This window comes from Pseudomonas sp. C 49-2, from assembly GCF_003970195.1.
In the GTDB taxonomy this organism is placed as follows: domain Bacteria; phylum Pseudomonadota; class Gammaproteobacteria; order Pseudomonadales; family Pseudomonadaceae; genus Aquipseudomonas; species Aquipseudomonas canadensis.
This window is the reverse complement of the sequence record NZ_RXYG01000020.1, coordinates 1-23,302: the sequence shown is the minus strand read 5'-3', so window position 1 is coordinate 23,302 and position 23,302 is coordinate 1. Positions and strand designations below refer to the sequence as shown.

General features: G+C 61.4%; 22 protein-coding genes and 2 riboswitches. Of the genes, 7 read left to right on the top strand and 15 right to left on the bottom strand.

All coding sequences use genetic code 11. The features are described from left to right. Positions 1–141 precede the first annotated feature (141 nt). On the top strand, positions 142–363 hold the full coding sequence (locus tag EJ576_RS26930; protein WP_095015915.1) for a hypothetical protein: 222 nt from the start codon (positions 142–144) through the stop codon (positions 361–363). 102 nt (positions 364–465) lie between these two features. Here EJ576_RS26930 and EJ576_RS26925 read toward each other — a convergent pair whose 3' ends face one another. The 4 genes from EJ576_RS26925 to EJ576_RS26910 all read right to left on the bottom strand — a co-directional run bounded on the left by EJ576_RS26925 (position 466) and on the right by EJ576_RS26910 (position 3,354). After that, positions 466–957 (bottom strand): GNAT family N-acetyltransferase, encoded by a 492-nt coding sequence (locus tag EJ576_RS26925; protein WP_122726129.1) that lies wholly within the window; start codon positions 955–957, stop codon positions 466–468. A 173-nt stretch (positions 958–1,130) separates the two neighbouring features. Further along, positions 1,131–2,234 (bottom strand): cell division protein ZapE, encoded by a 1,104-nt coding sequence (zapE, locus tag EJ576_RS26920; protein ID WP_126571536.1) that lies wholly within the window; start codon positions 2,232–2,234, stop codon positions 1,131–1,133. 15 nt (positions 2,235–2,249) lie between these two features. After that, entirely contained in the window at positions 2,250–2,585 is a 336-nt protein-coding gene (locus EJ576_RS26915) for a nuclear transport factor 2 family protein (RefSeq protein WP_016979423.1), read from the bottom strand. A gap of 52 nt (positions 2,586–2,637) precedes the next feature. Beyond that, positions 2,638–3,354 carry a YafY family protein gene (locus tag EJ576_RS26910; RefSeq protein ID WP_123477093.1) on the bottom strand — a complete coding sequence of 239 codons (717 nt, stop codon included), beginning with the start codon at positions 3,352–3,354 and terminating at the stop codon, positions 2,638–2,640. Positions 3,355–3,514: 160 nt separating this feature from the next. On the opposite strand from EJ576_RS26910, the gene EJ576_RS26905 reads away from it, so the two are divergent. Beyond that, positions 3,515–4,561, top strand: coding sequence for an aldo/keto reductase (locus tag EJ576_RS26905; protein WP_123477091.1), 1,047 nt, complete (start codon positions 3,515–3,517; stop codon positions 4,559–4,561). A gap of 52 nt (positions 4,562–4,613) precedes the next feature. Here EJ576_RS26905 and pepN read toward each other — a convergent pair whose 3' ends face one another. The 6 genes from pepN to EJ576_RS26875 are packed head-to-tail and all read right to left on the bottom strand — an operon-like array spanning position 4,614 to position 11,114. Next, complete coding sequence (pepN, locus tag EJ576_RS26900; protein WP_126571535.1) at positions 4,614–7,271, bottom strand: aminopeptidase N; 2,658 nt, start codon at positions 7,269–7,271, stop codon at positions 4,614–4,616. 13 nt (positions 7,272–7,284) lie between these two features. Next, entirely contained in the window at positions 7,285–8,115 is an 831-nt protein-coding gene (locus tag EJ576_RS26895) for a DUF2797 domain-containing protein (protein ID WP_126571534.1), read from the bottom strand. Continuing rightward, positions 8,112–8,372, bottom strand: coding sequence for a YeaC family protein (locus tag EJ576_RS26890; RefSeq protein WP_016972751.1), 261 nt, complete (start codon positions 8,370–8,372; stop codon positions 8,112–8,114). The genes EJ576_RS26895 and EJ576_RS26890 overlap by 4 nt, the downstream gene beginning before the upstream one ends. 14 nt (positions 8,373–8,386) lie before the next feature. Beyond that, entirely contained in the window at positions 8,387–9,256 is an 870-nt protein-coding gene (locus tag EJ576_RS26885; protein ID WP_126571533.1) for a rhomboid family intramembrane serine protease, read from the bottom strand. Then, positions 9,253–10,227: a metallophosphoesterase gene (locus EJ576_RS26880; protein ID WP_370468651.1), complete on the bottom strand. Its 975-nt coding sequence runs from the start codon at positions 10,225–10,227 to the stop codon at positions 9,253–9,255. Before EJ576_RS26880 ends, EJ576_RS26885 begins: the two co-directional genes overlap by 4 nt. Further along, positions 10,224–11,114, bottom strand: coding sequence for an NAD(+) kinase (locus tag EJ576_RS26875; RefSeq protein WP_038845279.1), 891 nt, complete (start codon positions 11,112–11,114; stop codon positions 10,224–10,226). Before EJ576_RS26875 ends, EJ576_RS26880 begins: the two co-directional genes overlap by 4 nt. A 144-nt stretch (positions 11,115–11,258) precedes the next feature. Here EJ576_RS26875 and EJ576_RS26870 point away from each other — a divergent pair, with 144 nt between their 5' ends. Beyond that, positions 11,259–12,206 (top strand): DUF1853 family protein, encoded by a 948-nt coding sequence (locus tag EJ576_RS26870; protein WP_122726112.1) that lies wholly within the window; start codon positions 11,259–11,261, stop codon positions 12,204–12,206. Here the strand turns inward: EJ576_RS26870 and EJ576_RS26865 are convergent. The 4 genes from EJ576_RS26865 to cobW all read right to left on the bottom strand — a co-directional run bounded on the left by EJ576_RS26865 (position 12,203) and on the right by cobW (position 18,867). Further along, the gene (locus EJ576_RS26865; protein WP_122726194.1) at positions 12,203–12,802 is read right to left on the bottom strand and encodes a VWA domain-containing protein; all 600 of its coding nucleotides are present in this window, start codon (positions 12,800–12,802) and stop codon (positions 12,203–12,205) included. The two genes, EJ576_RS26870 and EJ576_RS26865, sit on opposite strands and share 4 nt — an antisense overlap. Before the next feature lie 53 nt (positions 12,803–12,855). Beyond that, the gene (locus EJ576_RS26860) at positions 12,856–13,854 is read right to left on the bottom strand and encodes an ATP-binding protein (protein ID WP_126571532.1); all 999 of its coding nucleotides are present in this window, start codon (positions 13,852–13,854) and stop codon (positions 12,856–12,858) included. 186 nt (positions 13,855–14,040) lie between these two features. Then, the gene (cobN, locus tag EJ576_RS26855) at positions 14,041–17,802 is read right to left on the bottom strand and encodes a cobaltochelatase subunit CobN (RefSeq protein ID WP_126571531.1); all 3,762 of its coding nucleotides are present in this window, start codon (positions 17,800–17,802) and stop codon (positions 14,041–14,043) included. 3 nt (positions 17,803–17,805) lie between these two features. Then, a complete protein-coding gene (gene cobW / locus EJ576_RS26850; protein ID WP_028615878.1) occupies positions 17,806–18,867 on the bottom strand; it encodes a cobalamin biosynthesis protein CobW in 1,062 nt (353 codons plus the stop codon). Between the two features lie 92 nt (positions 18,868–18,959). Further along, positions 18,960–19,159, bottom strand: a riboswitch (cobalamin riboswitch). A gap of 682 nt (positions 19,160–19,841) precedes the next feature. Continuing rightward, positions 19,842–20,047, top strand: a riboswitch (cobalamin riboswitch). A gap of 95 nt (positions 20,048–20,142) precedes the next feature. Between cobW and EJ576_RS26845 the strand changes: the two genes are divergently transcribed. From EJ576_RS26845 to cobM, 4 genes are all read left to right on the top strand, one after another. Continuing rightward, positions 20,143–20,331 (top strand): CbtB-domain containing protein, encoded by a 189-nt coding sequence (locus EJ576_RS26845; protein ID WP_012723860.1) that lies wholly within the window; start codon positions 20,143–20,145, stop codon positions 20,329–20,331. Positions 20,332–20,342: 11 nt separating this feature from the next. Continuing rightward, complete coding sequence (locus tag EJ576_RS26840; protein WP_122726210.1) at positions 20,343–21,047, top strand: CbtA family protein; 705 nt, start codon at positions 20,343–20,345, stop codon at positions 21,045–21,047. Next, positions 21,044–21,436 carry a cobalamin biosynthesis protein gene (locus tag EJ576_RS26835; RefSeq protein WP_126571530.1) on the top strand — a complete coding sequence of 131 codons (393 nt, stop codon included), beginning with the start codon at positions 21,044–21,046 and terminating at the stop codon, positions 21,434–21,436. Before EJ576_RS26840 ends, EJ576_RS26835 begins: the two co-directional genes overlap by 4 nt. 70 nt (positions 21,437–21,506) lie before the next feature. Next, the gene (gene cobM / locus EJ576_RS26830; RefSeq protein ID WP_122726212.1) at positions 21,507–22,253 is read left to right on the top strand and encodes a precorrin-4 C(11)-methyltransferase; all 747 of its coding nucleotides are present in this window, start codon (positions 21,507–21,509) and stop codon (positions 22,251–22,253) included. 193 nt (positions 22,254–22,446) lie between these two features. On the opposite strand, the gene nfuA is transcribed toward cobM, so the two are convergent. Beyond that, positions 22,447–23,031, bottom strand: coding sequence for a Fe-S biogenesis protein NfuA (gene nfuA / locus EJ576_RS26825; RefSeq protein WP_003190728.1), 585 nt, complete (start codon positions 23,029–23,031; stop codon positions 22,447–22,449). Between the last annotated feature and the right edge of the window lie 271 nt (positions 23,032–23,302).

The window sequence follows — 23,302 nt, the reverse complement described above, 5'->3', positions numbered from 1 at the left end:
TTTTTAACCCGAAGTTAACGAAATTGTTAACTTCGGGATTTTTTCGCGTTAATTCCTACTTAATAAACTCACGCCAAACTCGCCCCATGAATCTGATCAAGGACAGAGCGGATACCGATCACTCTTAATGGGAATATTGCCATGAAACTCTCCACTCTGGTGCTTGCCAGCCTGATGACCCTGACCTCCGCCGCAGCCTTTGCCGAAGGCGGTTCCGAGCGTTCGAAGGAGTTCTACAACAACTTCACGTTCATGCAGCAAAAGACTCACGGCACGGCTGAACAAACCGCGCAGGCTGACGGGAAGAACGTGAAGAAAGAGGCGGCCGGTCAATCCACCGCCGAGCAACAACCGAACACTTGATTCAACTGATTTAACCGCACTGCCCTTTACCATCCTGCTCCTATGGCTAAGGTGAACTTGGCGCCATTTAATTAATGGCGCCCTTTTTTTGCCTGTTATTTATTAAAGCGATTTGCTCCAGAACAACATGCGTCCGTGGGCTGGATCAAATATCGAATCATCAAAACCGAACTTGCGATAGGCCGACTGAGCCACCGCATTGCCTTCCAGCACCTCCAGGGTGATTTTGCAGCAGCCGCGCTGACGGGCAATCTCCTCGACTTTCTGCAACATTTTCTGGCTGAGCCCCAGCCCCCGAAACGTATCCTTCACCACCACGTCGTGGACGTTGACCAGCGGACGGCAGGCAAATGTGGAAAATCCTTCAAAACAATTCACCAGCCCGGCCGGCTCTCCGTTCACAAACGCCAATACGCTGAACGCATGCGCACGCTTGGCCAATTCTGCTGGCAACTGCGCCAGCAAATCCGGGTCCAGGCTGTGCCCGCCCCCCATGGGATCCTTGGCGTAATGATTGAGTAACAGCGCAATGGCTTCGGCATGCACGGCATTGGTGTAGCTGGCTTGCAGCACCAGGATGTCAGGGGTGTCCATTTCCTTCCTCGATAACGGCAACAAGGGATTCGGTTCCCTCTAAGGGCATGATTGTAAGCGTGGAAGCACCGCCAACTGAAGGAGATTAACTACCAATAGGCGTTTGAAAACGCTGAAATCATGCCGCTAAAAAAGGCGGAACGGCCCATTCCAGGGGGTTCGTCGCACACGCCTCAGGAAAAACGCTGCAATTGCATTTCTTGCAGGCGGCTCAAAGTACGACGGAAGGGGAACTCCAGGTAACCCTCGGTATAGAGGCATTCGAGCGGAACCTGCGCCTCGATGAACAGCGGCACCTTACGGTCGTAGCACTCGTCCACCAGCGCGATAAACCGCCGCACGCTGTCATCGTGCACCGACAATTGGGGCAATTCGCGATCACCCGCCGCCACGCGCTGTGCGCCGTCTTCGGTGCCCCGGGCAATCCGGCCGGGGCGCTTTTGTGCGCTGAGGTTAGGCACTTCGCCCAGCAGGATCGCCTTGAAGCGATCGCAGATCAGCATGAAATCCATGGCTGCCAAGGGTTGCTCGCACAGATCCGCATAACGACACCACAGCACGGTATCACTGGATTGCACCGCGACAATGGAGCGATGCCCCACTGCGACAGGCCCACTGCGGACCGGCTGGCCTTCGGCCAATTGCTTGAACACACCGGCCAACGCAGAGGGCTGATTGACCCAATAGCGTTGGATACCGATACCCGGATGCAAACGGTGGTCCTCTCCCCCATCCACCGCAATCACTTGCATATGCTGTTGTATCGCCGCAATCCCCGGTAGGAACCGCTCGCGGTTGAAACCCTCGGCATACAGCTGGTCTGGCGGTTGGTTGGAGGTGCAGACCATCACCACGCCTTCCTCGAACATCACCTGAAACAAACGCCCCAGGATGATTGCGTCACCAATGTCATTGACGAATAGCTCGTCAAAGCACAGCACCCGCACGTCACGGCTCAATTCCCGAGCAAGCGCCTGCAAAGGATCCTGCGTGCCGGTCAGTTGAAACAGGCGTTGATGCACCCAGCCCATGAAGTGATGAAAATGCTGGCGGCGCGCAGGCACTTGCAGGCTTTGATAGAACTGATCCATCAGCCAGGTTTTGCCACGACCCACCGGCCCCCACAGATAGACGCCCATGCTGGGCGCACAACCTTGGTGCAAGGCTTCATGGCAGGCTTGCAACGCTTCCACCGCGCGGCGCTGGGCGTCGTCGGCCACGAAGCCTTGATGAGCGATGGCGTGTTGGTAGGCAGCGAGGGGCGAGTCGAAAGTCATGCTCGCCAGTATGACCTACAGGGAAATATCCAGCCGTGAAATCTTGCCCTGCTCGTTCAAGCGAAAGGTGTAGCGCAACTCCAAGGGGCTTCCGGGAAAATTGCCGGACACCACATTGCTGACCAGCACCTTACCCGTGCGGTGTTGCACCTTGAGCACTTCGACCCGCGGCTGGTAGCGGCGCGCGGTGTCTTCCATCCAGCGCGCGATGGCGGCGGTACCGACTTGATGCTGCCCCTCGTCGAACACATTGGCGTCATCGGCAAAACAGTGGGCGACAGCCGAAGTGTCACGGGCATTGGCGGCTTCGAGATAGGCCACGATGGCCGGCGCCAACTCAGGAATAGACATGGCACAGCTCCTTTCTTGGTGATTTATGACGCCATGCTAAGCCAGGGTTGTGTCAGTTTTTGTCAGGAGTGAATGGCCCGGACTCATTCTGCTCCATCAGCTTGCGCCAGCCGCGCAGCCAGTCACTGCGCCGCCCCGGATAACGCTCGCCATGGGCCTCGGCACTCGCCACGCGGTCGGTACGAAAGGTGCGATACGCGCCACGCAGCTCACACCAAGCGACGATCACCCGCACTTCATTCAGGAACCCCAGGGCCAGGGGCCAGATCAGGCGTTCGCTCTGGGTCTGGCTGGCGTCCGCGTACTCGATATGCAACTTGGCCTGGTTACGAATGGCCTCGCGAAACACGTTCAACGGCACACGGTTCTCCGGGTAACCGAAACCCGGCGGACCGGGCAGCAACGTAGGGTTGCGCAGGGCTTCCTGAGCGGCTGGGTCGAGCACGTCGGCGATTTTTGCCAGGGCGTTGGCGGCGGCGCGACTGAGCACGTCATCACCGCGCTGATCCACGTAGCGCAAGCCAAGCACAATGGCTTCGGTTTCCTCGGCGTTCAGCATCAAGGGCGGCAGAAACAACCCGCTGCGCAACACATACCCAACCCCGGCCTCGCCGAAAATCGGCGCACCTAATGCAGTCAGTTCGGCGATATCGCGGTAAAGCGTGCGCTCGGACACCTCCAACTGTGCTGCCAGCACGGCAGCAGTCACCGGGCGTTTCTTGCCCCGCAAGGCCTGGAGCAACGTCAATAGACGAGTGGTACGCGACACGGGAAGCCCCGCCAAAAAAGGAAAAGTGCCGCAGCTTAGCAGAGCCCCCTGTCAGAAAACGTCAGCAGTAAAAAAGGCCCTTGACCGAATAAATTATCGCGATCATATTAAATACATGTTTCTAAACATGTAAGAAAATCACTGCCTCAGGAGTCTTTGTATGCGCAATAAAGTCTTTGGCCGCCGCAGCGGCCTGCAGGTATCTGAACTGGCGTTGGGTACTGCCAATTTCGGCACAGGCTGGGGCCATGGTGCCGAGCGTGATGAGTCCAAACAGATTTTCGATGGTTACCTCCAAGCCGGTGGCAATTTCCTGGATACCGCCAACGGCTACCAGTTCGGCCAGTCGGAAAAGCTGCTGGGGGAATTCATCGCCTCCGAGCGCGACAACCTGGTAGTCGCCAGCAAATACACACTGCGCAGCCAACCGTCCGATGAAGGCACGATCCGGCTCGGCAACAACCGCAAGAATCTGGTCCGCTCAGTGGAAGAAAGCCTCAAGCGCTTGAACACCGACCGCATCGACCTGCTCTGGGCGCACATGAGCGACAACGTCACGCCCATGGAAGAGATCCTGCGCGGCCTCGATGACTTGGTTCGCGCTGGTAAGATCCACTACGCCGGCCTTTCCAACTTCCCCGCCTGGCGCATCGCCCGTGCCGACCTGCTGGCTGAAGTGCGCAACTTCGCGCCGATCATCGGCATCCAGGTGGAATACAGCCTGGTCGAGCGCACCGCCGACCGTGAACTGCTGCCGATGGCCGAAGCCCTGGGCCTGGCTGCCACACTGTGGTCGCCCCTCGGCGGTGGCTTTCTGACCGGCAAGTACCGCAACACCCAGGAGGACAACCGTGCCAACAAGCTCGGTATCCTGGTGCACGCCGAGCACAGCGCCCGCGAAACCGCCGTGCTGGACACTCTGCTGGCGGTCGCCGCCGAAGTGGACGCCTCCCCAACCCACGTTGCCATCGCCTGGCTACGGGAAAAGGCTCGCCGCTCCACCACCGCACTGATCCCGATCCTGGGTTCGCGTACACGCGCCCAACTGGACAGCACCTTAGGCGCATTGAATGTGCAGTTGTCAGCCGAGCAAGTCACCCGTCTCGACAACGCCAGCGCTATACCATTGGGTGTCCCGCACGGCATCATCGCCGAGCGTTTCCCCATCGATATCGGCCTGGACACCCCCCGCCCGCCAGTTATCTGAGGCGAAAAAAAACGGCCTGTCGAACAGGCCGTTTTTTATTCAGCGATCCCGCTTAAGCCAGGCTCTTGCTGACCACCTCGAACACATCGCTCGACAGCTCACCCGACGCCCGAATGCGCTCCAGCTCCGCCTTCATCAGTGCCTGGCGCGCGCTGTCGTATTTGCGCCAGCGGGTCAACGGCGCCAATTGGCGCGAAGCGATCTGTGGGTTGAAGCCATTCAGCTCGATCACCAGATCCGCCAGGAAACGATAGCCCGAACCGTCCGCCGCGTGGAAGTTGATCAAGTTCTGTCCGGCAAAGGCGCCAATCAACGCACGCACCTTGTTCGGGTTCTTCATCGTGAACGCCGGGTGCTCCATCAACGCCTTCACGCGCTCCAGCCCGCCCGGCAAGGTGCTGCCAGCCTGTACGCTGAACCACTGGTCCATGACCAGCGGGTTGTCCTTGAAGTTCTCGGCAAACACCGCCAGGGCCTTGGCCTTTTCGGCGTCGAACGGCGAACTCACCAGCACCGCCAGCGCGGTCAGGCGCTCGGTCATGTTGTCGGCGGTGTCGAACTGTTCGATGGTCGCCGCCAGCACTTCCGGCTTGCCACTGAGCATCAGGTACGAAAGTGCGATGTTCTGCAACGCGCGACGGGCAAAGTGCTCGGCCGCAGCCACATAAGGCGTCTGCTTGGACAGCTCGCGATTGGCCTGGTAGCGCAACCACAGTGCTTCGTGCAGATTCTCCGACAGTTGTTTGCGAGCAAACTCACGGGCAGCGTGGATGGCATCCACATCCGCAACCTCGCTGATTTCCGTAAGATAGGCTTCACCCGGCAACGACAGCATCTCCGCCACCATCGCCTGGTCCAGGCGTTCGTCGCTCAACACGCTGCGCAGCGCGGTGATCAAACGCTGATCCATGTGCAACGCCTGGCCCTGCTGATGCTGGGCGATGAGTTCCTGCAACACCTGCACCGACAACTGCTGACCGGCATCCCAGCGATTGAAACCATCGCTGTCGTGCTGCATCAGGAACATCAGTTGATCGCGGTTGTACGGGAAGCTCAATTTCACCGGTGCCGAGAAACCGCGCAGCAGCGAAGGCAGTGGCTGCTCAGGGATATCAATGAAGGTAAAGGTCTGCTCGGCTTCAGTCACCGAGATCACGCGGGACGTGGCACCAACAGCCGCTTCCCCGGCGAGGCGCAAGGCGATAGCGGCGCCCTTCCCGTCCAGCAAGCCCAGTTCCACCGGGATCACGAACGGCAGTTTTTCCACCTTGTCCGGGGTTTCCGGGCAGCTCTGGCGGAAGGTCAGGCTGTAGGTTTTCGCCGTCGCGTCGTAGGACTCGCTCACCGCCAGACGGGGCGTACCGGCCTGGCTGTACCAGCGCTTGAACTGCGTCAGATCAGCGCCGTTCGCGTCTTCCATGGCCTTGATGAAGTCATCACAGGTCACGGCCTGGCCGTCGTGGCGTTCGAAGTACAGGTCACTGCCTTTGCGGAAGCCTTCGGCACCGAGCAACGTGTGAATCATGCCCACGACTTCCGAGCCCTTTTCGTACACGGTCAGGGTGTAGAAGTTGGAAATCTCGATAAAGCTGTCCGGACGCACTGCGTGGGCCATCGGGCCGGCATCTTCGGCGAACTGGTGGGTACGCAGGTACGCCACGTCCTGGATGCGCTTGACCGTGGCCGAGTTCATGTCGGCGGAGAATTGCGAGTCACGGTAAACGGTGAAGCCTTCCTTGAGCGACAGCTGGAACCAGTCGCGGCAGGTCACGCGGTTGCCCGACCAGTTGTGGAAGTATTCGTGAGCGACGATCGCCTCAACCCGCTGGTGCGCGGCGTCGGTAGCAGTTTCGGCGCGGGCCAGCACGGCACTGGAGTTGAAGATGTTGAGGCCCTTGTTTTCCATGGCCCCCATGTTGAAGTCGTTCACCGCCACGATCATGAAGATGTCGAGGTCGTACTCGCGACCGTAGGTTTCTTCGTCCCAGCGCATGGATTTTTTCAGGCTGGTCATGGCGTGCTGGCACTTGTCGATGTTTTCCGGCTCGACGTAGATGCGCAGCGCGACCTCGCGGTTGGTCATGGTGGTGAAGGTGTCTTCGACACACCACAAATCACCCGCCACCAGGGCAAACAGGTACGCCGGCTTCTTGAACGGGTCTTCCCAGGTCGCCCAGTGGCGACCGTCTTCACCGGGGCCGCTGGCAATCGGGTTGCCGTTGGACAGCAGGATCGGGTAGCGATGCTGCTCGGCGATCACCGTGGTGGTGAAGGTGCTCATCACGTCCGGGCGGTCGAGGTAATAGGTGATCTTGCGGAAGCCTTCAGCTTCGCACTGGGTGCAGAACATGCTGCCGGACTTGTACAGGCCTTCCAGGGCGGTGTTGGTTTCCGGGTGGATTTTTACCGTGGTATCCAGGGTAAAGGTCGCACTCTTGGGCTGTACCGTCAGGTGGCTGTCGGTCAGTTGGTAGTCCTCTGCCGTCAATTCCTGATCGGCAAGGTTCACGCTCAGCAGCTCCAGTTGCTGGCCGTCCAGCACCAATGGCGGCAAGCCGGCGCCGCGCTCAGGGTTGCGGCGCATCACCAGTTGCGCGTGGACCAGGCTGTGGTCCTCGAACAACTCGAAGGTCAGGTGCGTTTCTTCGATCAGGTAGTCCGGCGCCTGATAGTCGTTCAGGTAGATCATCTTCGGTTGTTCGGTGCGCATGGGTGGCATCCTTCTACTGATGCACGGCGAGCTGGTAGGCCGTGTACTTACGAATGTTGATAACGCCGGTGTCGAAGATCAGGTATTGGCCTTTGATCCCCAGCAGCGTGCCTTCGGCAATCGGGTTCTTGTCCAGGTTGAAGCTGACGATCTTGGCCGGATACTGCTCGACCGGGTAGCGGATTTCGATCGGTTCGATGTCGGTTACCGGTTGGATGGCCTGCAGGCCAAAGCGTTCCTGCAAACCGAGCAAGCCTTCGGCGCAGGAGGCGAACAGCTCATCGCGCACCTGCTTGAGGTCGACGGCTTGGGCGTCGCCTTTGAGCAGCGCGCGCCAGTTGGTTTTATCGGCTACCTGACTGCGGAACAGGTCTTCGACGAAACCAGACTGCTGGCGGGTCGCCACGCGCATGATCGGCAGCGCCTGACTCGCGCCCTGGTCCAGCCAGCGCGTCGGCAACTGGGTGGCGCGGGTGATGCCGACCTTGATCCCCGACGAATTCGCCAGGTACACCACGTGATCGGTCATACAGAATTTTTCACCCCAGCCCGGATCGCGGCAGGTGCCGGCGTCGTAATGGCAACGCTCGGGGCTCATGATGCACAGGTCACACTGGGCCAGCTTGGTCATGCACGGGTAGCAGTAACCCTGGCTGAAGCTGGTCTTGGTCTTGCGGCCGCAATGGCTGCAATGGATGGCACCGAGGTACTCCAGGCGTACGTGTGTACCAATCAACGGGTTGACCGGCACCTCGATATCACCCAGTCGAAACGCGTATTGAACGGTCGGCTCACCGAGTTGCGCCGACATCTTGCTGACTGCACCGCGACCAATTTCAATCAATGGATCGCATCCGACTTGAACAGAATATTCGGTACTGGCGCGGACTTCGAGGCGCATTCCTGCGGGCCCATGTAACCGGTGCGCTGGTCTTCCGGCAGGTTCTGGATTTCCCAGGCGATCACCGCTTGCAGGGACAGCTCGCGCTGTTCGGCAGTGAGCTTGCGGCCATCGGACCACTTGCCGATTTCCACGGCGAGCTTGAGGCTCTCGTAGATGTCCGGGGTGATGTTTTCGATCATTTCAGCAAAAGAGGACATAAGGCTCTTCCTTATCAAAGAGAGACTTTGCGGCGGCTGTACAGCCCACCCAGCAAACCCGTCAGGCAACCGATAACCAGGCCGCCGACGTGGGCAGCATTGGCGATTTCGCCGAAACCGATCATCGAGACCAGCCCCGACAAGCAGAGCAGCAGCCACACCAGCATCATCACCAGCACCCCACGGGGCAGGCGATAGGCCGGATTAGGCGACAGTAATTGAAAAATCCAGCAATGCCCGAGCAGGCCGTACAGCACACCGGACAACCCACCGAACAGGCCAGGGCCGCCAAAAACGTATTGAGCGTAGTTCGACACCAGGCTGAACAACAGCGTCAGACCCAGCAAGTTGATGCTGCCCTGGCGCGCTTCGATGCGCCGGCCCAGTTCCCAGTACCACATGCCGTTCATGGCCAGGTGCAGGATACCGAAGTGGATCAGCATCGGCGTGACCAGGCGCCACCACTGCCCCGCCGCCAGGCTGTCGGCCAGCGGTGTGAACTGGATGTATTCGCCGACGATGCGGAACTGCAGGAACGTCAGCCAGCTCATGGCTTGCAGGTTTTCACCGAGCAAGGTCACGGCGCCCACAATGATACTTGCCAGCAGCACCAACGCGGTTAACGGGCTGTGCCGCAGTTGCTGGAGAAACCCAGGGCGCTTGATCGGCGCCTGCTCGGGAATATCCAGTTGCTGGTCCGGGTCACCCGCAGGAAAGCGTTGATACAGCACACGCACGTCGTCGCTGATGGTTTCCGGCACCCACAACACCTGCTCACCCGCCTCTTCGCTGACACGATGGGGCACTTGCATGCGTTGCAGCAACTGGACAAAGCCGCCCAGGTCGACGCTCAAGGGCAGGCGTAATACCGCCACAGCATTCATTTGATAACCTCGGGGCGCTCTACGTCGACCCATACGAATTTACTCGGATCCAGGCGGGTTTCCTGATCCAGGCGATAAGCCACCAGCTTGCCGTACAGCACGGCGCTGTAGTCCAGGCACGCCAGATTTTCGCGGATCGGCGCCGGTTTGCCGCTGCGCCAGTAATGGCCGACGAACAACAAAGGTTCGTCGACGCCGTAGCGCAGCAGGGAATTCTTTTCGGTGGAAGACAAGGGCGTACGCGCCACTGGCTCCGGCAAGGCGTCGGGCTGGAACACGATGTCGCCGTAGGTCTTGGGATCGTCCTCCCAGAACTTGGTGCGGAAGAACGAGCGCGTCAGGCCATCGCCACCGGTCAGCGTGAGGCCATCCGGCAGGCGCATATCAGTGCCGCGCAACAGTCGGTCGAAGGCGTTGCAGGCAAAACTGCCCGGCACGGCGGCGGCCTGCAGGAAATGCTGGTCGATGCAGCCGTCCGGGAAAGTGGCGCGCAGCGGATCGATAAAGCCGTCATCCCAGCAGGCATGCACTACGCGAAAGCGCCCGGCGTCGACAAACAGCGGCATGTCATAGAACCAACCGAGGAAGTCGTGCCAGTCGGCCGGGTGGTGTTCGAATTGCGCCAGGGTCTCGTGGATCAACCGCGCATGCCGTGGGTTGTGCTCGCGCACAAACTGTTTGCCACTGCCGGGCGGCGCGGGCGTGGTCCAGCCCAGTGCGTTGAACTCATGGTTACCCATGATACACAGCGCCTGGCCGGCTTCGGTCATGTCGTGGACGATGTGCAACGCCTCGCGGATGCGTGGGCCACGGTCGATGATATCGCCGAGGAACACCGCCATGCGCGATGGGTGCCGCCAAACACCGCCGATCTTGTGATAGCCCAACTGGTCGAGCAAGTGCTCAAGGGTATGAGCGCAACCGTGCACGTCACCAATCAGGTCGTAGCTACGCGCGGGATCGAGCATCAGTCGCCTCCACCCCCCAAGCGGCTGCCCCAGCCCAGCTTGGTGCGGCACACTTCGTAGTAGTTGTGGTCCAGCGGGTGGATCAACCGCAACTTCTGTGCCTTTTTGCTCACGGTGATGGTGTCACCGGGGGCGCAGGTGAAATGGTTCTGCCCGTCACACGACACCTGCGGGTAGATTTGCATGTCTTTGGACACCACGATTTTCAGCTCACTGTTGCCGTCGACCACAATCGGCCTGCTCGACAACATATGGGGGTACATCGGCACGATCACAATGGCATCCAGCTTGGGATGCATGATCGGGCCACCCGCCGACAACGCATAGGCGGTGGAGCCGGTGGGCGTGGCTACAATCAGGCCGTCAGCCTTCTGGCTGCACACGAACTGGCCGTCTATATAGAGTTCGAACTCGATCATCCGCGTGGACTTGCCAGGGTGCAGCACCACGTCATTCAGGGCGTCACCCTGTCCGATGGCTTCGCCGTGGCGGCGCACTTCGGCTTGCAGCAGGAAGCGGTTCTCCACCAGGTAATGGCCGTCGAGCACCTTGGCCACTTCGACTTCCAGCTCATCCGGGCGGATATCAGTGAGAAAACCCAGGCTGCCACGGTTGATCCCCAGCACCGGCACGTTATGCCGTGCCAAGGCTCGAGCTGCGCCGAGCAGGCTGCCGTCGCCGCCGACCACAATCACCATGTCACACACTTCACCGAGCATCTTGCGTGATGAGGTCTGCAGGCCGTGGCCAGGAAGGATTTCGGCGATGGTGTCTTCGAGGATCACATGCAGGTGGCGGTCCAGCAGGAATTTTTTCAGCCGGCGGACGGTGTCCAACACCTGGGTACTGCCCAGGCGACCGATAATGCCGATATTGCGAAATTGCTCCATGGGGCTCCTGCGGGATGTGGGGTGTGGCAAAAAGAAGGATTATGGGCGAAAGGCCGCCCCAGGCAAAATCCTTTGTCGCGGTGAAGCCTTGATGACAATGGTTCTCAGCCACCTGCCCGGCACTTAAAAGGCTATGCTCGGACCATGACTGTGTTCCCGGATCTGCACAACCTGCCCCGCCAGCTGCGCCACCCCGAAGTGCGCGATCTCGCGTGGGTGATGCTCGCCCCGCCGATGCTCGCGCAAACGCCGTGGCCGCAACGCCATCCGCTGACCGGCAGCGATTGGGTGCAAGCGCCTCATCTGCTGGAGCACTGGCTGCGCCAGCTCGATCAGGACAGCAGCGCCTTGCAGCAGTGGCTGAACCAGTCACGCACCCGGCGCCTGGGCCTGTATTACGAGCGCCTGTGGCAGTTCGCCGTACAGCATGCGCCGGGCGTGGAACTGTTGGCGGCCAATCTGCCAATCCGCCGCGCCGGGCATACCCTCGGCGAGCTGGACATGCTGCTGCGCGACCGTGACGGCGTGCATCATCTGGAACTGGCGATCAAACTCTATCTCGGCCCGCAGGACGGCAATGGCCAGGACACGGATCAATGGTTGGGGCCGGGCTGCCACGACCGGCTGGACCGCAAGCTGGCGCATCTGGCCCAGCATCAACTGCCGATTTCTAAGCGGGCGGAAAGCCGAGAGGCGCTGGCGGCGCTGGATATCCAGCATTTCGATGCGCATTTGTGGCTGGGCGGCTATCTGTTGTACCCCTGGCCTGGCGAGGCCCAAGCCCCCATTGGTGCCCATCCACAGCATTTACGTGGGCGCTGGTTGCATCAGCGTGATTGGCAAGCGTTTGTCAGCCAAAGTCCGCCCGGTCGCTGGCAGCCCCTACCCAGGCATGCGTGGTTGGCGCCGGCGCATTACCCGGCGGATGAAGTCTGGAGTGAAGAACAGATGAGGGGCTGGCTGGCGGAGCTGGATCCCATGGCGCCTGCACAATTGCTGGTGCGGATGGTTCAAGTCGATCAGGATTGGGAGGAAGCCGAGCGGCTGTTCCTGGTGGCGGATCTTTGGCCCAACGTGCCGGGCAATAGCTAATCGTCAATATGCCGATAGTCCAGATGCAACCCAACCGCCAACTCCTGCGCCCTACCTATCCTGATCGGCCCGCGCTCGATATCCACCAACAGCCCCGGACACTCCAGCAGCGGCAACCCGGCGATGTCCTTGAGTCGCCCGTCAGTGATGACCAGTAACTGCTGTCGCTCAGCCGGATAACGCTTGCGTCGCAGCGTCAACCACGCCCCGGCCTCGGTCAACGCCGCGAGCAACGGCGTACCACCGCCCGCGCCCAATTGATCCAGCCAATCCGCCAAGCCCTTCGCCGCCTTCAACCCCTGGACCTGCCATTTGGGCGAGTGCCCGCTGGCCGTCAACAACGCCATCCGCGCCCGCTGGCGGTAGGCGTCATCAAACAATTGCGCCAACAAACCCTTGGCATCGGTGAGCGCACGGTGCCGCCGGGTGGACGCCGACGCATCGACAATCACCAGCCACAGCTCATGGGCCGAACGGCTGCGCAGGTGATAGAGCAAATCTTCACGGGTTTGCGGGCGACCACCGAGCAAGGTGCCCGGCCAATTGATCGAGCCTTGTTTCGCGCTGCGCGCCTTACCGTACCTGCCGCTGTCCAGTCGCCCTGCCTTGGGGCGGGCATCCGCCCCCGTGTCAGGTCGGGGGCGAATGCCTAGGGCTTTTTTGGCCAGGTGGGGACTTCCCGGCGCGCCCCCGTGGGCAGGGCCGGAGCGGGCATGTCGCCCCACTGGCCTTGGCCTGGCGAAGCGTCGGAAGATTTGGGCGACTGCCCTTCACTTGGCGGGTTGGACGATGGGGCTTGTTCCTGGCGACGATGGCGCAGGGCAAACTCGGCCACCGCTTCGATATCTTCCTCGGCGATCGCACTGGCGCCACGCCAGGCGGCATGGGCCCGAGCGCCGCGCAACCACACCAAGTCCGCACGCAAACCGTCGACGCCCGCCGCGAAGCACCGTTCGGTGATCGTTGCCAGCGCCTCGTCGTCCAGCGCGATAGTGTCCAGCTGTGCCCGCGCCTGAGTGCAGCGTTCGCGCAAGGCCGCCTGCGACGCTTCCCATTGCGCGCAGAACGCCGCCGGGTCGCTGTCGAAATCCAGGCGCCGACGAATAATCTGCCCACGCTCGGCCGGCAAGGTCTGCCCGCTCAACGCCACGTTGAAACCGAAACGGTCGAGCAGTTGCGGACGCAACTCACCCTCCTCCGGGTTCATGGTGCCGATCAGCACGAACCGCGCGGAATGGCGATGGGAAATGCCGTCGCGCTCGATCAGATTGGTGCCGCTGGCGGCCACGTCCAGCAGCAAATCCACCAAATGATCGGGCAGCAGGTTGACTTCATCGACATACAGCACGCCGCCATCCGCCTTGGCCAATACGCCGGGCGAAAACTGCGCCCGGCCCTCGCCCAATGCAGCATCCAGGTCCAGCGTGCCGACAAGGCGCTCTTCAGTCGCGCCCAGGGGCAAAGTCACGAATTGACCACTGGCCAGCAGGTCCGCCAAACCACGCGCCAAGGTCGACTTGGCCATGCCGCGCGGGCCTTCGATCAGCACACCGCCGATCTTCGGGTCGATGGCGGTCAGACACAGCGCCAGTTTCAGGTCATCGGCGCCGACTACGGCGGACAGCGGGAAATGGGGAATATCGGTCATACGATCCCTCTTCAAATTCTGCGACACAAGCAACCTCACTGTAGTGAGCGGGCTTGCCCCGCGCTGGGCTGCGTAGCAGCCCCAATAAAGCTAAACGGATTCTTCCTGGCAAAATGCGGTGTCCGGTTTTGGGGCCGCTTCGCAGCCCAGCGCGGGGCAAGCCCGCTCACCACAACAAGCTTGCCTTCAGCCATCCTCTTCGATATCCAGCAACAGGTTTTCCAACGCCTCGCGGTACGCCCCCGGTTCCTGCCACATGCCACGCTGCTGCGCTTCGAGCATGCGCTCAGTCATGTCACGCAGCGCATCGGGGTTGTGCTGCTGCACAAAGGCGCGGGTGTCGGGGTCGAGCAAATAAGCGTCGGCCAACAGGGCATATTGGTGATCGTCAATCAGCGCCGTGGTGGCGTCGAAGGCGAACAGGTTGTCCACGGTCGCCGCCATCTCGAAGGCACCTTTATAGCCATGGCGCTTCACGCCTTCGATCCACTTGGGGTTGGCGGCGCGGGAACGGATCACCCGGTTCAGCTCTTCCTTCAGGGTGCGGATCTTCGGCAGGTCGGGCTGGCTGTGGTCACCATGATAGCTGGCCGCCTTGTCGCCGCTCAGGGTTTCCACGGCGGCGAGCATGCCGCCGTGGAATTGGTAGTAATCGTTGGAGTCAAGCAAGTCGTGCTCGCGGTTGTCCTGGTTCTGCAACACCGCCTGCACCTGGCTCAAACGCTGGGCAAACTGCGCGCGGGCGGCGGTGCCTTCGTCGGAACCGCCATAGGCGTAGCCGCCCCAGTTCAAGTAAACCTCGGCCAGGTCTTCACGACTTTGCCACAGGCGACCGTCGACCGCGCCCTGCACGCCCGCGCCATAGGCGCCGGGCTTGGCGCCGAAGATGCGCCAACCGGCTTGTTTCGCCGCCGCCTCTTCGTCCAGGCCCGACGTGAGCAGTGCCTCACGCTCACTACGCACCTTGGCGGCCAGTGGGTTCATGTCGTCCGGCTCATCCAGCGCCGCCACGGCCTGCACCGCAGCGTCGAACAGGCGGATCAAATTGGCGAAGGCATCGCGGAAAAAGCCCGACACACGCAAGGTCACGTCTACGCGCGGGCGATCCAACAGGCTGATCGGCAGGATCTCGAAATCATCCACTCGCTGGCTGCCGGTCGCCCACACCGGGCGCACGCCCATCAGTGCCATGGCCTGGGCGATATCGTCGCCGCCGGTGCGCATGGTGGCAGTGCCCCACACCGACAGGCCGAGCTGGCGCAGGTGGTCACCGTGGTCCTGTAAATGCCGCTCAAGAATCAGGTTGGCGGATTGGAAGCCGATGCGCCAGGCCGTGGTGGTCGGCAGGTTGCGCACGTCGACGGTGAAGAAGTTGCGCCCCGTTGGCAACACATCCAAACGCCCGCGACTCGGTGCACCACTCGGACCCGCCGGTACAAACCGGCCGTTGAGGGCATCCAGCAATCCGCGCATTTCCGCGGGACCACAGGCGTCAAGGCGCGGCGCTACCACGATGCGCAGGCTTTCGATAACCGCCTTCACCTCTTCCCAGCCGGCCTCTTCCAACTGTTCAAGCGGGCCTTCGAGCGCCTGCTCGATCAGCCGTGCGGCATACAGCTCCAGGCGTTCGCGGGTATCGCCAGCGGTGCGCCACAATTGCGCGTCGATCTTCTGCAATACCAGAGGTCGACGCCCCGTCCAAGGTTCGGCCAGGGCACAGTCCAACGGATCGAAGCCCAAGTCGAAAGCCTTGGCCAACACGCGCAACAGGCTCGATTGCGGGCCACGCCCATCGCCACGCGGGATACGCAACAAGGCCAGCAACGTGTCGATACGCAAGCGGCCTGCGGGCGACTCACCAAAGATGTGCAGGCCATCGCGGATCTGCGACTCCTTCAAGTCGCACAGGTAAGTGTCCAGGCGCGGCAACCACACGGCAGCGTCGGCGTCGCTCTCCAGCTCAAGTTCTTGGTCGATGCGGGTTTCGCGCACCAGTTTGAGGATGTCTTTCTGCAACTCCAGGGCGCGGCGCGGATCGAGCAGTTGCGCTTCGTAATACTCGTCCGCCAGCAGCTCAAGGTTACGCAGCGGGCCGTAGGTTTCAGCACGGGTCAGCGGCGGCATCAGGTGATCGATGATCACCGCCTGGGTACGTCGCTTGGCCTGGGCGCCCTCGCCCGGATCGTTGACGATAAACGGGTAGATATTCGGCAGCGGCCCCAACAGCGCATCGGGCCAGCAGCTTTCCGACAGGCCGACACCCTTGCCCGGCAACCATTCAAGGTTGCCGTGCTTGCCCACATGAATCACGCCATGGGCGCCATAGGTGTGGCGCAGCCAGAAATAGAACGCCAGGTAGCCGTGGGGCGGCACCAGGTCCGGATCATGGTAAACCGCGCTGGCGTCCACCTGATAACCCCGCGCCGGTTGGATACCGACAAAGGTCAGGCCCAGGCGCAGGCCGGCGATCATCATGCGGCCATCGCGGAACATCGGATCGTTATGGGGCGTGCCCCAGCGCTCCAGCACCGCCTGGCGATTGGCCTCGGGCAAGCGGCTGAACATCGCCTCGTAGTCATCCAGGCCAAGGCTTTGATGACAGGGGCGAAGGTCGAGGCTGTCCAGGTCGTTAGTGACGCCGCCGAGCAAATCGTGGATCAGTGCCGTGCCGCTTTCCGGCAGTGCATCCGGCACCGGATAGCCTTCGACGTGCAACGCACGCAGGATATTCAGCGCCGCCGCCGGCGTATCCAGGCCGACACCATTGCCGATACGCCCATCGCGGGTCGGGTAGTTGGCAAGGATCAGCGCAATGCGTTTGTCGGCATTCGGCACCCGCGCCAACTCGACCCAGCGCCGCGCCAATTCAGCGACAAAATCCATGCGTTCCGGCGCCGCTCGATAGCACACCACATCCGACTGGCTGCGCTCGCTGCGCCAGGCCAGGTCCTTGAAGCTGATCGGCCGGCTGATGATGCGTCCGTCCAACTCTGGCAGGGCAATGTGCATCGCCAGGTCCCGGGGGCCGAGGCCTTGCTCGCTGGCTTCCCAGCCGGGCTGGTTGTCCTGGGCACAGATCGCCTGGATCACCGGGATATTGCGGCGAAACGGGCGCAAATGCGGCGCTTCCGGGCTGGATTGGGCGAAGCCGGTGGTGTTGAGGATCACCGCCGCGCCCACCTCGTCCAGCAGGTCCTCGACCACCGCCAGGCAGCCGGGCTCTTTTAAACTGGCCACCGCCATCGGCAACGGGTTGAGACCCGCCGCTTGCAAGCGCTGGCAGAACACATCGATAAAACCGGTATTGGCCGCCTGCAAATGGGAGCGGTAGAACAGCACCGCCGCCACCGGCCACTCGGCATTCCAGTCGGCCTGCCAATCATTCAGGCGGGCGTTAGCGTGGCGCGGATGATAAATCGCCGTGCGCGGCAGGGTCTGCGGCTCGGCCCAGGCGTAGTCACGGCCCAGGTAGGCAGTGGCCAAGCAGCGATAAAAATCCAGCGCATTGCCCAGGCCGCCCTGGCGCAGGAAGTGCCAGAGGCGATCCCGCGCTTCGGCGCCGACGGTGCTCAACCCGCTGAGTTCCGGGTCCGGGCGATCATCCCCCGGCACCAGGATCAGCTGCACGCCCCTTTCGGCCAACTCCACCAGACGCTCGATGCCGTAACGCCAATAACCGATACCGCCATGCAGCGAGATCAGGATGACCTTGGCGTGGCGCAGCACTTCATCGACGTACAGGTCGACCGAGGCGTGGTTCTGCACCTGCATCGGGTTGGCCAGGCGAAAGCTGGGGTAATCGTCGGGTAACTGCTGCGCCGCTTCGGCCAGCAGCGCCAGGCTGGAATCGCCGCTGCACAGGATCACCAGGTCAGCGGGGGTTTGGCCAAGGTCGGCAATATTGTCGTCCGAGACGAAACCACCGGGCTGGGTCCTGAGCAGGTGCATGGGTTAAACGCTGAGGGCGGCGCGCAGTTGCGCTTCAAGGCCGGCCGCATCGAGGTCCTGACCGATCAGCACCAGGCGCGTAATACGCGGCTCGTCAGCGCTCCAGGCACGGTCGAAGTGCTTGTCGAAACGCGTGCCCACGCCCTGGATCAGCAGGCGCATCGGCTTGTTCGGGATTGCGGCAAAGCCTTTTACACGCAGGATGCCGTGTTGCACCACCAACTGGGTCAGAGCGTCGAGCAGCAGCGCTTCGTCGGCTTGCGGCAGGTCGATGGAGATGGAATCGAAGGCGTCGTGATCGTGATCGTCTTCACCTTCGTGGTGATGATCGTGATGACTGTGGCGGCCGTCGATGTGCTCTTCGGAGCCGGCACCCAGGCCGATCAGCACGTCCAGCGGCAGGCGACCGCTGCTGGCCTCGATGATCTTCACCGCGGGTGGCAGTTCTTCAGCGACTTCAAGGCGCACGCGGGCCAGGTCTTCAGGGCTGATCAGGTCGGTCTTGTTGAGGATTACCAGGTCAGCGCTGGCCAGTTGGTCGGCGAACAGCTCGTGCAGGGGTGATTCGTGGTCCAGGTTCGGGTCGAGCTTGCGCTGGGCATCCACTTGGTCCGGGAAGGCGGCGAAGGTGCCGGCGGCCACAGCCGGGCTGTCGACCACGGTGATCACCGCGTCAACGGTGCAGGCGCTGCGGATTTCCGGCCATTGGAAGGCTTGGACCAGCGGTTTTGGCAGGGCCAGGCCGGAGGTTTCGATGAGAATGTGGTCGAGGTCGCCGCGGCGGGCCACCAATTCGCGCATCACCGGGAAGAACTCTTCCTGCACGGTGCAGCACAGGCAGCCGTTGGCCAGCTCGTAGACGCGGCCGTTGGCTTCTTCTTCGGTGCAGCCGATGGAGCACTGCTTGAGGATTTCACCGTCGATACCCAGCTCGCCGAACTCGTTGACGATCACGGCAATGCGACGGCCCTGGGCGTTGTCGAGCATGTGGCGCAGCAAGGTGGTTTTGCCCGAGCCGAGGAAGCCGGTGACGATGGTGACGGGGAGTTTGGCCAGTGTTTTCATCGGATGCCCTTGGGGGCGGGCATACGGGACGATAGGCCCTGCGACGGTGCGCAGCAGCGGATTTCGTCACCGGATCACCCCGCCCGGTTGAAGTAGAAAATCGGTTGCGAGGCAGGTCTCCTGGCTTGGGGCTTGCGGGTCTTGCGACCGGCGCTGGCTGCGCCTTCCCGCCTTTCGGCAGTGGCGTGGCAGTCAGCTGAACCCTTTACAGTTGCGGGGGCAGCCGCGGCTTGGACCGCGTTCCCTTCTTAGCTTCGGCGTGGGCCGAAGAACCTCGAGGGTGCAAGGCTACGCAGTGCTTGGGGGATGGTCAATGATGGGGTTTGGGTTGGGTACATATCCGTTTCTGCGGTAACGGCTGAAATTGGTTCCGCCCTTACGGCGGGTCACTTTGCAAAAGCGGCAAAGTAACCAAAGCGCTCTTGCCCCAACACTCGGTACCTCGCCTAGGCTCGGTATGCCCGTAATCCGAGAGTGATTTGGGGGGCCGCCTAAGATCAAGATCACGATCAAAAGCAAAGCGCGGCGGCCTAGTAGCCGACCGAATCGTTGAAGCCTGCGCATTTCCCTGTGGGAGCCGGGCTTGCCCGCGATGGTCGTCAACGATGATGCAAAAAAACGGGATACACACCAACGTATCTACGATGCGAAGCGAGTCGCTCTTGATCTTGATCTGAGGCGCCCCGTTAAACACGCTGGCCGAACGCAGGCTTGAATCCGTGGGTAACCCGGCAGGACGCCGGGTTAGCCGCGCTGGGCCAAGGATGGCCCATCGCGGCGGCCCACGGATTCAAGCCGGAGTGAGGGCACACCGAGCCTAGGCGAGGTGCCGAGTGTTGGGGCAAGAGCGCTTTGGTTACTTTCGCGCTTTTCGAAAGTGACCCGCTGTAAGAGCGGAACCATAAGCCGCCGTTACCTAAACAACGGATATGCCCCCCACAACCCAATTGACTCCCCCCCAACCCCCATGCTCTCCTACACATCTTGTTTCGGGTGCCCCTCACAGGGTGAAACGGGAAACCGGTGCGTCATAGCGATATGACCAGTCCGGTGCTGCCCCCGCAACGGTAAGCGAGCGAAGTGTCAGATCCACTGTGCCTCCAAGGCATGGGAAGGCGATGCTTAATAGGCGCAATGCCCCTCGCAAGCCCGGAGACCGGCCCGAAAAAATCAGATAACAAACCCGCGGTGGGCGGGCGCTGTTTAAACCCTGCGTGCCCGGCTCGCGGGGTTTTCATGCGCTCGTTTCACCCTGACACCTGAAAGGGACGCGCCATGTCGATCATCAGCAGCACCTCGCACTCCGCCAGCAGCACCTCGACCCTGAGCCAACGCTTGACCGCCGCCATCGGCGCGTCGATCCTCGGCGCGTGCCTAGTGTATTTCGCCGGTTTCTCGCACATCGAGGCCGTACACAACGCTGCCCACGATACCCGCCACAGCGCCGCGTTCCCGTGCCACTGAGACCTGCCGACATGATCAAGCGTATTGCGCAAACCGCAGGTTTCACCGGTCTGTTGGCCGCCCTGCTGCTGACTCTGCTGCAAAGCTTTTGGGTCGCCCCGCTGATTCTGCAGGCGGAAACCTTTGAAAAAGCGCCGGCGGCTACCGAAGTGGCCCACGAACATGCCGAAGGTGCTGCCGCCCATACCCATGACGCCGAAGCTTGGGAGCCGGAAGACGGCTGGCAGCGCGTGCTGTCCACCACGGGCGGCAACCTGGTGGTCGCCGTCGGTTTTGCGCTGATGCTGGCCGGTCTCTACACGCTGCGTGCGCCAACCCGCACCGCCCAAGGGCTGCTGTGGGGCTTGGCCGGTTACGCAACCTTCGTGCTGGCACCGACGATGGGCCTGCCGCCTGAGCTGCCGGGGACTGCCGCCGCCGACCTGGCGCTGCGCCAGACTTGGTGGATCGGCACTGCGGCGTCAACCGCTGCCGGCATCGCCTTGATCGTGTTTGGTCGCAACTGGCTGCTGAAAGTACTGGGTGTAGCGATCCTCGCCGTACCGCACATGATCGGCGCACCACAGCCGGAAGTGCATTCGATGCTGGCCCCAGAGGCCCTGGAAGCGCAGTTCAAGATTGCTTCGCAGTTGACCAATGTCGCCTTCTGGCTGGCCTTGGGGCTGATCAGCGCCTGGTTGTTCCGCCGCAACCGTGATGATCAATACTCGGCATGATCCTGGTGGTCGGCCTGGGGTGCCAGCGGGGTTGTGACGTTCATACCCTGCTGGGCCTGTTTAATACTGCCCTCGCCGAGGGCAGTATCGAGCGCGATAAGATTACTGCGCTGGCCAGTATTGATTTGAAAAAAGACGAGCCGGGAATACTCGCCTTGGCTGAAACGCTGAACCTGCCATTGCACTGTTTCAGCGCCGAGCAACTGACGACCTTTGAAGATCGCCTGAGCCACAAATCCGAGATCGCCTTCGCCCACACCGGCTGCTATGGCATCGCGGAAAGCGCCGCCTTGGCCCTTGCCGAGCACCTCGCCGGCGGCCCTGGCCGCCTGTTGATCACCCGCAAAAAAACCGCCCAGGCCACCTTTGCATTGGCGTGCGCAGGCTGAAAACCCGATAATCGCCCCTTCCGATCATGAGCATTCTTCATGCTCGCCCGTTTTTCATCAGGATTTCCCCATGACCGTCTACTTCATCGGCGCAGGCCCCGGCGACCCGGAATTAATCACCATTAAAGGCCAGCGGCTGATCCGCAGTTGCCCGGTGATTATTTATGCGGGCTCGTTGGTGCCGGCGGCGGTATTGGAAGGTCATCAGGCGGAAACCGTGGCCAACAGCGCCGAATTGCACCTGGAGCAGATCATTGATCTGATCAAAGCCGCCCATGAGAAGGGCCAGGACGTGGCGCGCGTCCATTCCGGCGACCCAAGCCTGTATGGCGCCATTGGTGAACAGATCCGCCACCTGCGGGAGTTGGGCATTCCCTTCCAGATCATCCCCGGCGTCACCGCCGTGGCTGCCTGCGCAGCCTTGCTGGAGACGGAGCTGACCCTGCCTGACATCGCCCAGAGCGTGATCCTGACCCGCTATGCCGACAAGACCAGCATGCCGGCCGGCGAGGACTTCGACAGCCTGGCCCGGCATGGCACCACCATGGCGATTCACCTGGGGGTCAATCACTTGGAGAAGATCGTCGCTGAACTGCTGCCACACTACGGCGCGGATTGCCCGATTGCCGTGGTGCACCGGGCTACCTGGCCGGATCAGGATTGGGCGGTAGGAACGCTGAGCGACATTGCCGAGAAAGTGGCGGCCAAGGGCTTTCGGCGCACGGCGCTGATTGTGGTGGGCCGGGTGCTGGCCAGTGACAGTTTCAGTGAGTCATCGCTGTACCGGGCAGCCCATGCGCACCTTTATCGCCCATAACAAACCAAATTAACTTAATAACATAACCCACTGTTTTAACTGAATAAATAGGGTTAAACATGTGAGAGCGGGCAAGCCCGGCTCCACCGTTAATCTTCTTTGACAGATAGCTATCACAAACCACTGATTTTAAAGAATAAAAAAAACGGCGCTCACGGGGCGCCGTTTTTTTTGTTCGCAGTGAACGCCTTACTCAGTAGTAGGCGTTTTCTTTCTGCGTGTGATCGGTCACGTCACGCACGCCCTTGAGCTCTGGAATACGCTCCAGCAAGGTGCGCTCGATGCCTTCGCGCAGGGTCACGTCCGCTTGGCCGCAGCCTTGGCAGCCGCCACCGAACTTGAGCACCGCAATGCCGTCATCGACTACGTCGATCAGGCTGACCTGGCCGCCGTGGCTGGCCAGGCCTGGGTTGATTTCGGTCTGCAGGTAGTAGTTGATACGCTCGTTCACCGGGCTGTCGGCGTTGACGTTGGGCACCTTGGCGTTTGGCGCTTTGATGGTCAACTGGCCGCCCATGCGGTCGGTGGCGTAGTCGACCACGGCGTCGTCGAGGAAGGCTTCGCTGAAGGCGTCGATGTAGGCGGTGAAGCTTTTCAGCCCCAGGGCGGTGTCTTCAGGTTTCTCTTCACCAGGCTTGCAGTAGGCGATGCAAGTTTCGGCGTATTGGGTGCCGGGCTGGGTGATAAAGACGCGAATGCCGATACCCGGGGTGTTCTGCTTGGACAGCAGGTCAGCCAGGTAATCGTGGGCGGCGTCGGTAATGGTTATGGCAGTCATGGAAACTCCTCACAGGCTTGCCGGGAGTTTACGCCAAATTATTACGCAGGTACAAAGTCCTAGTGTTTTTGTCGGGATAGGTTTGTTTACGGTGGGGGGGGTGTACATATCCGTTATTTGGGTAACGGCCGCTTATGGTTCCGCCCTTACGGCGGGTCACTTTCGAAAAGCGCGAAAGTAACCAAAGCGCTCTTGCCCCAACACTCGGCACCTCGCCTAGGCTCGGTGTGCCCGTAATCCGACAGTGATTTGGGGGGCCGCCTAAGATCAA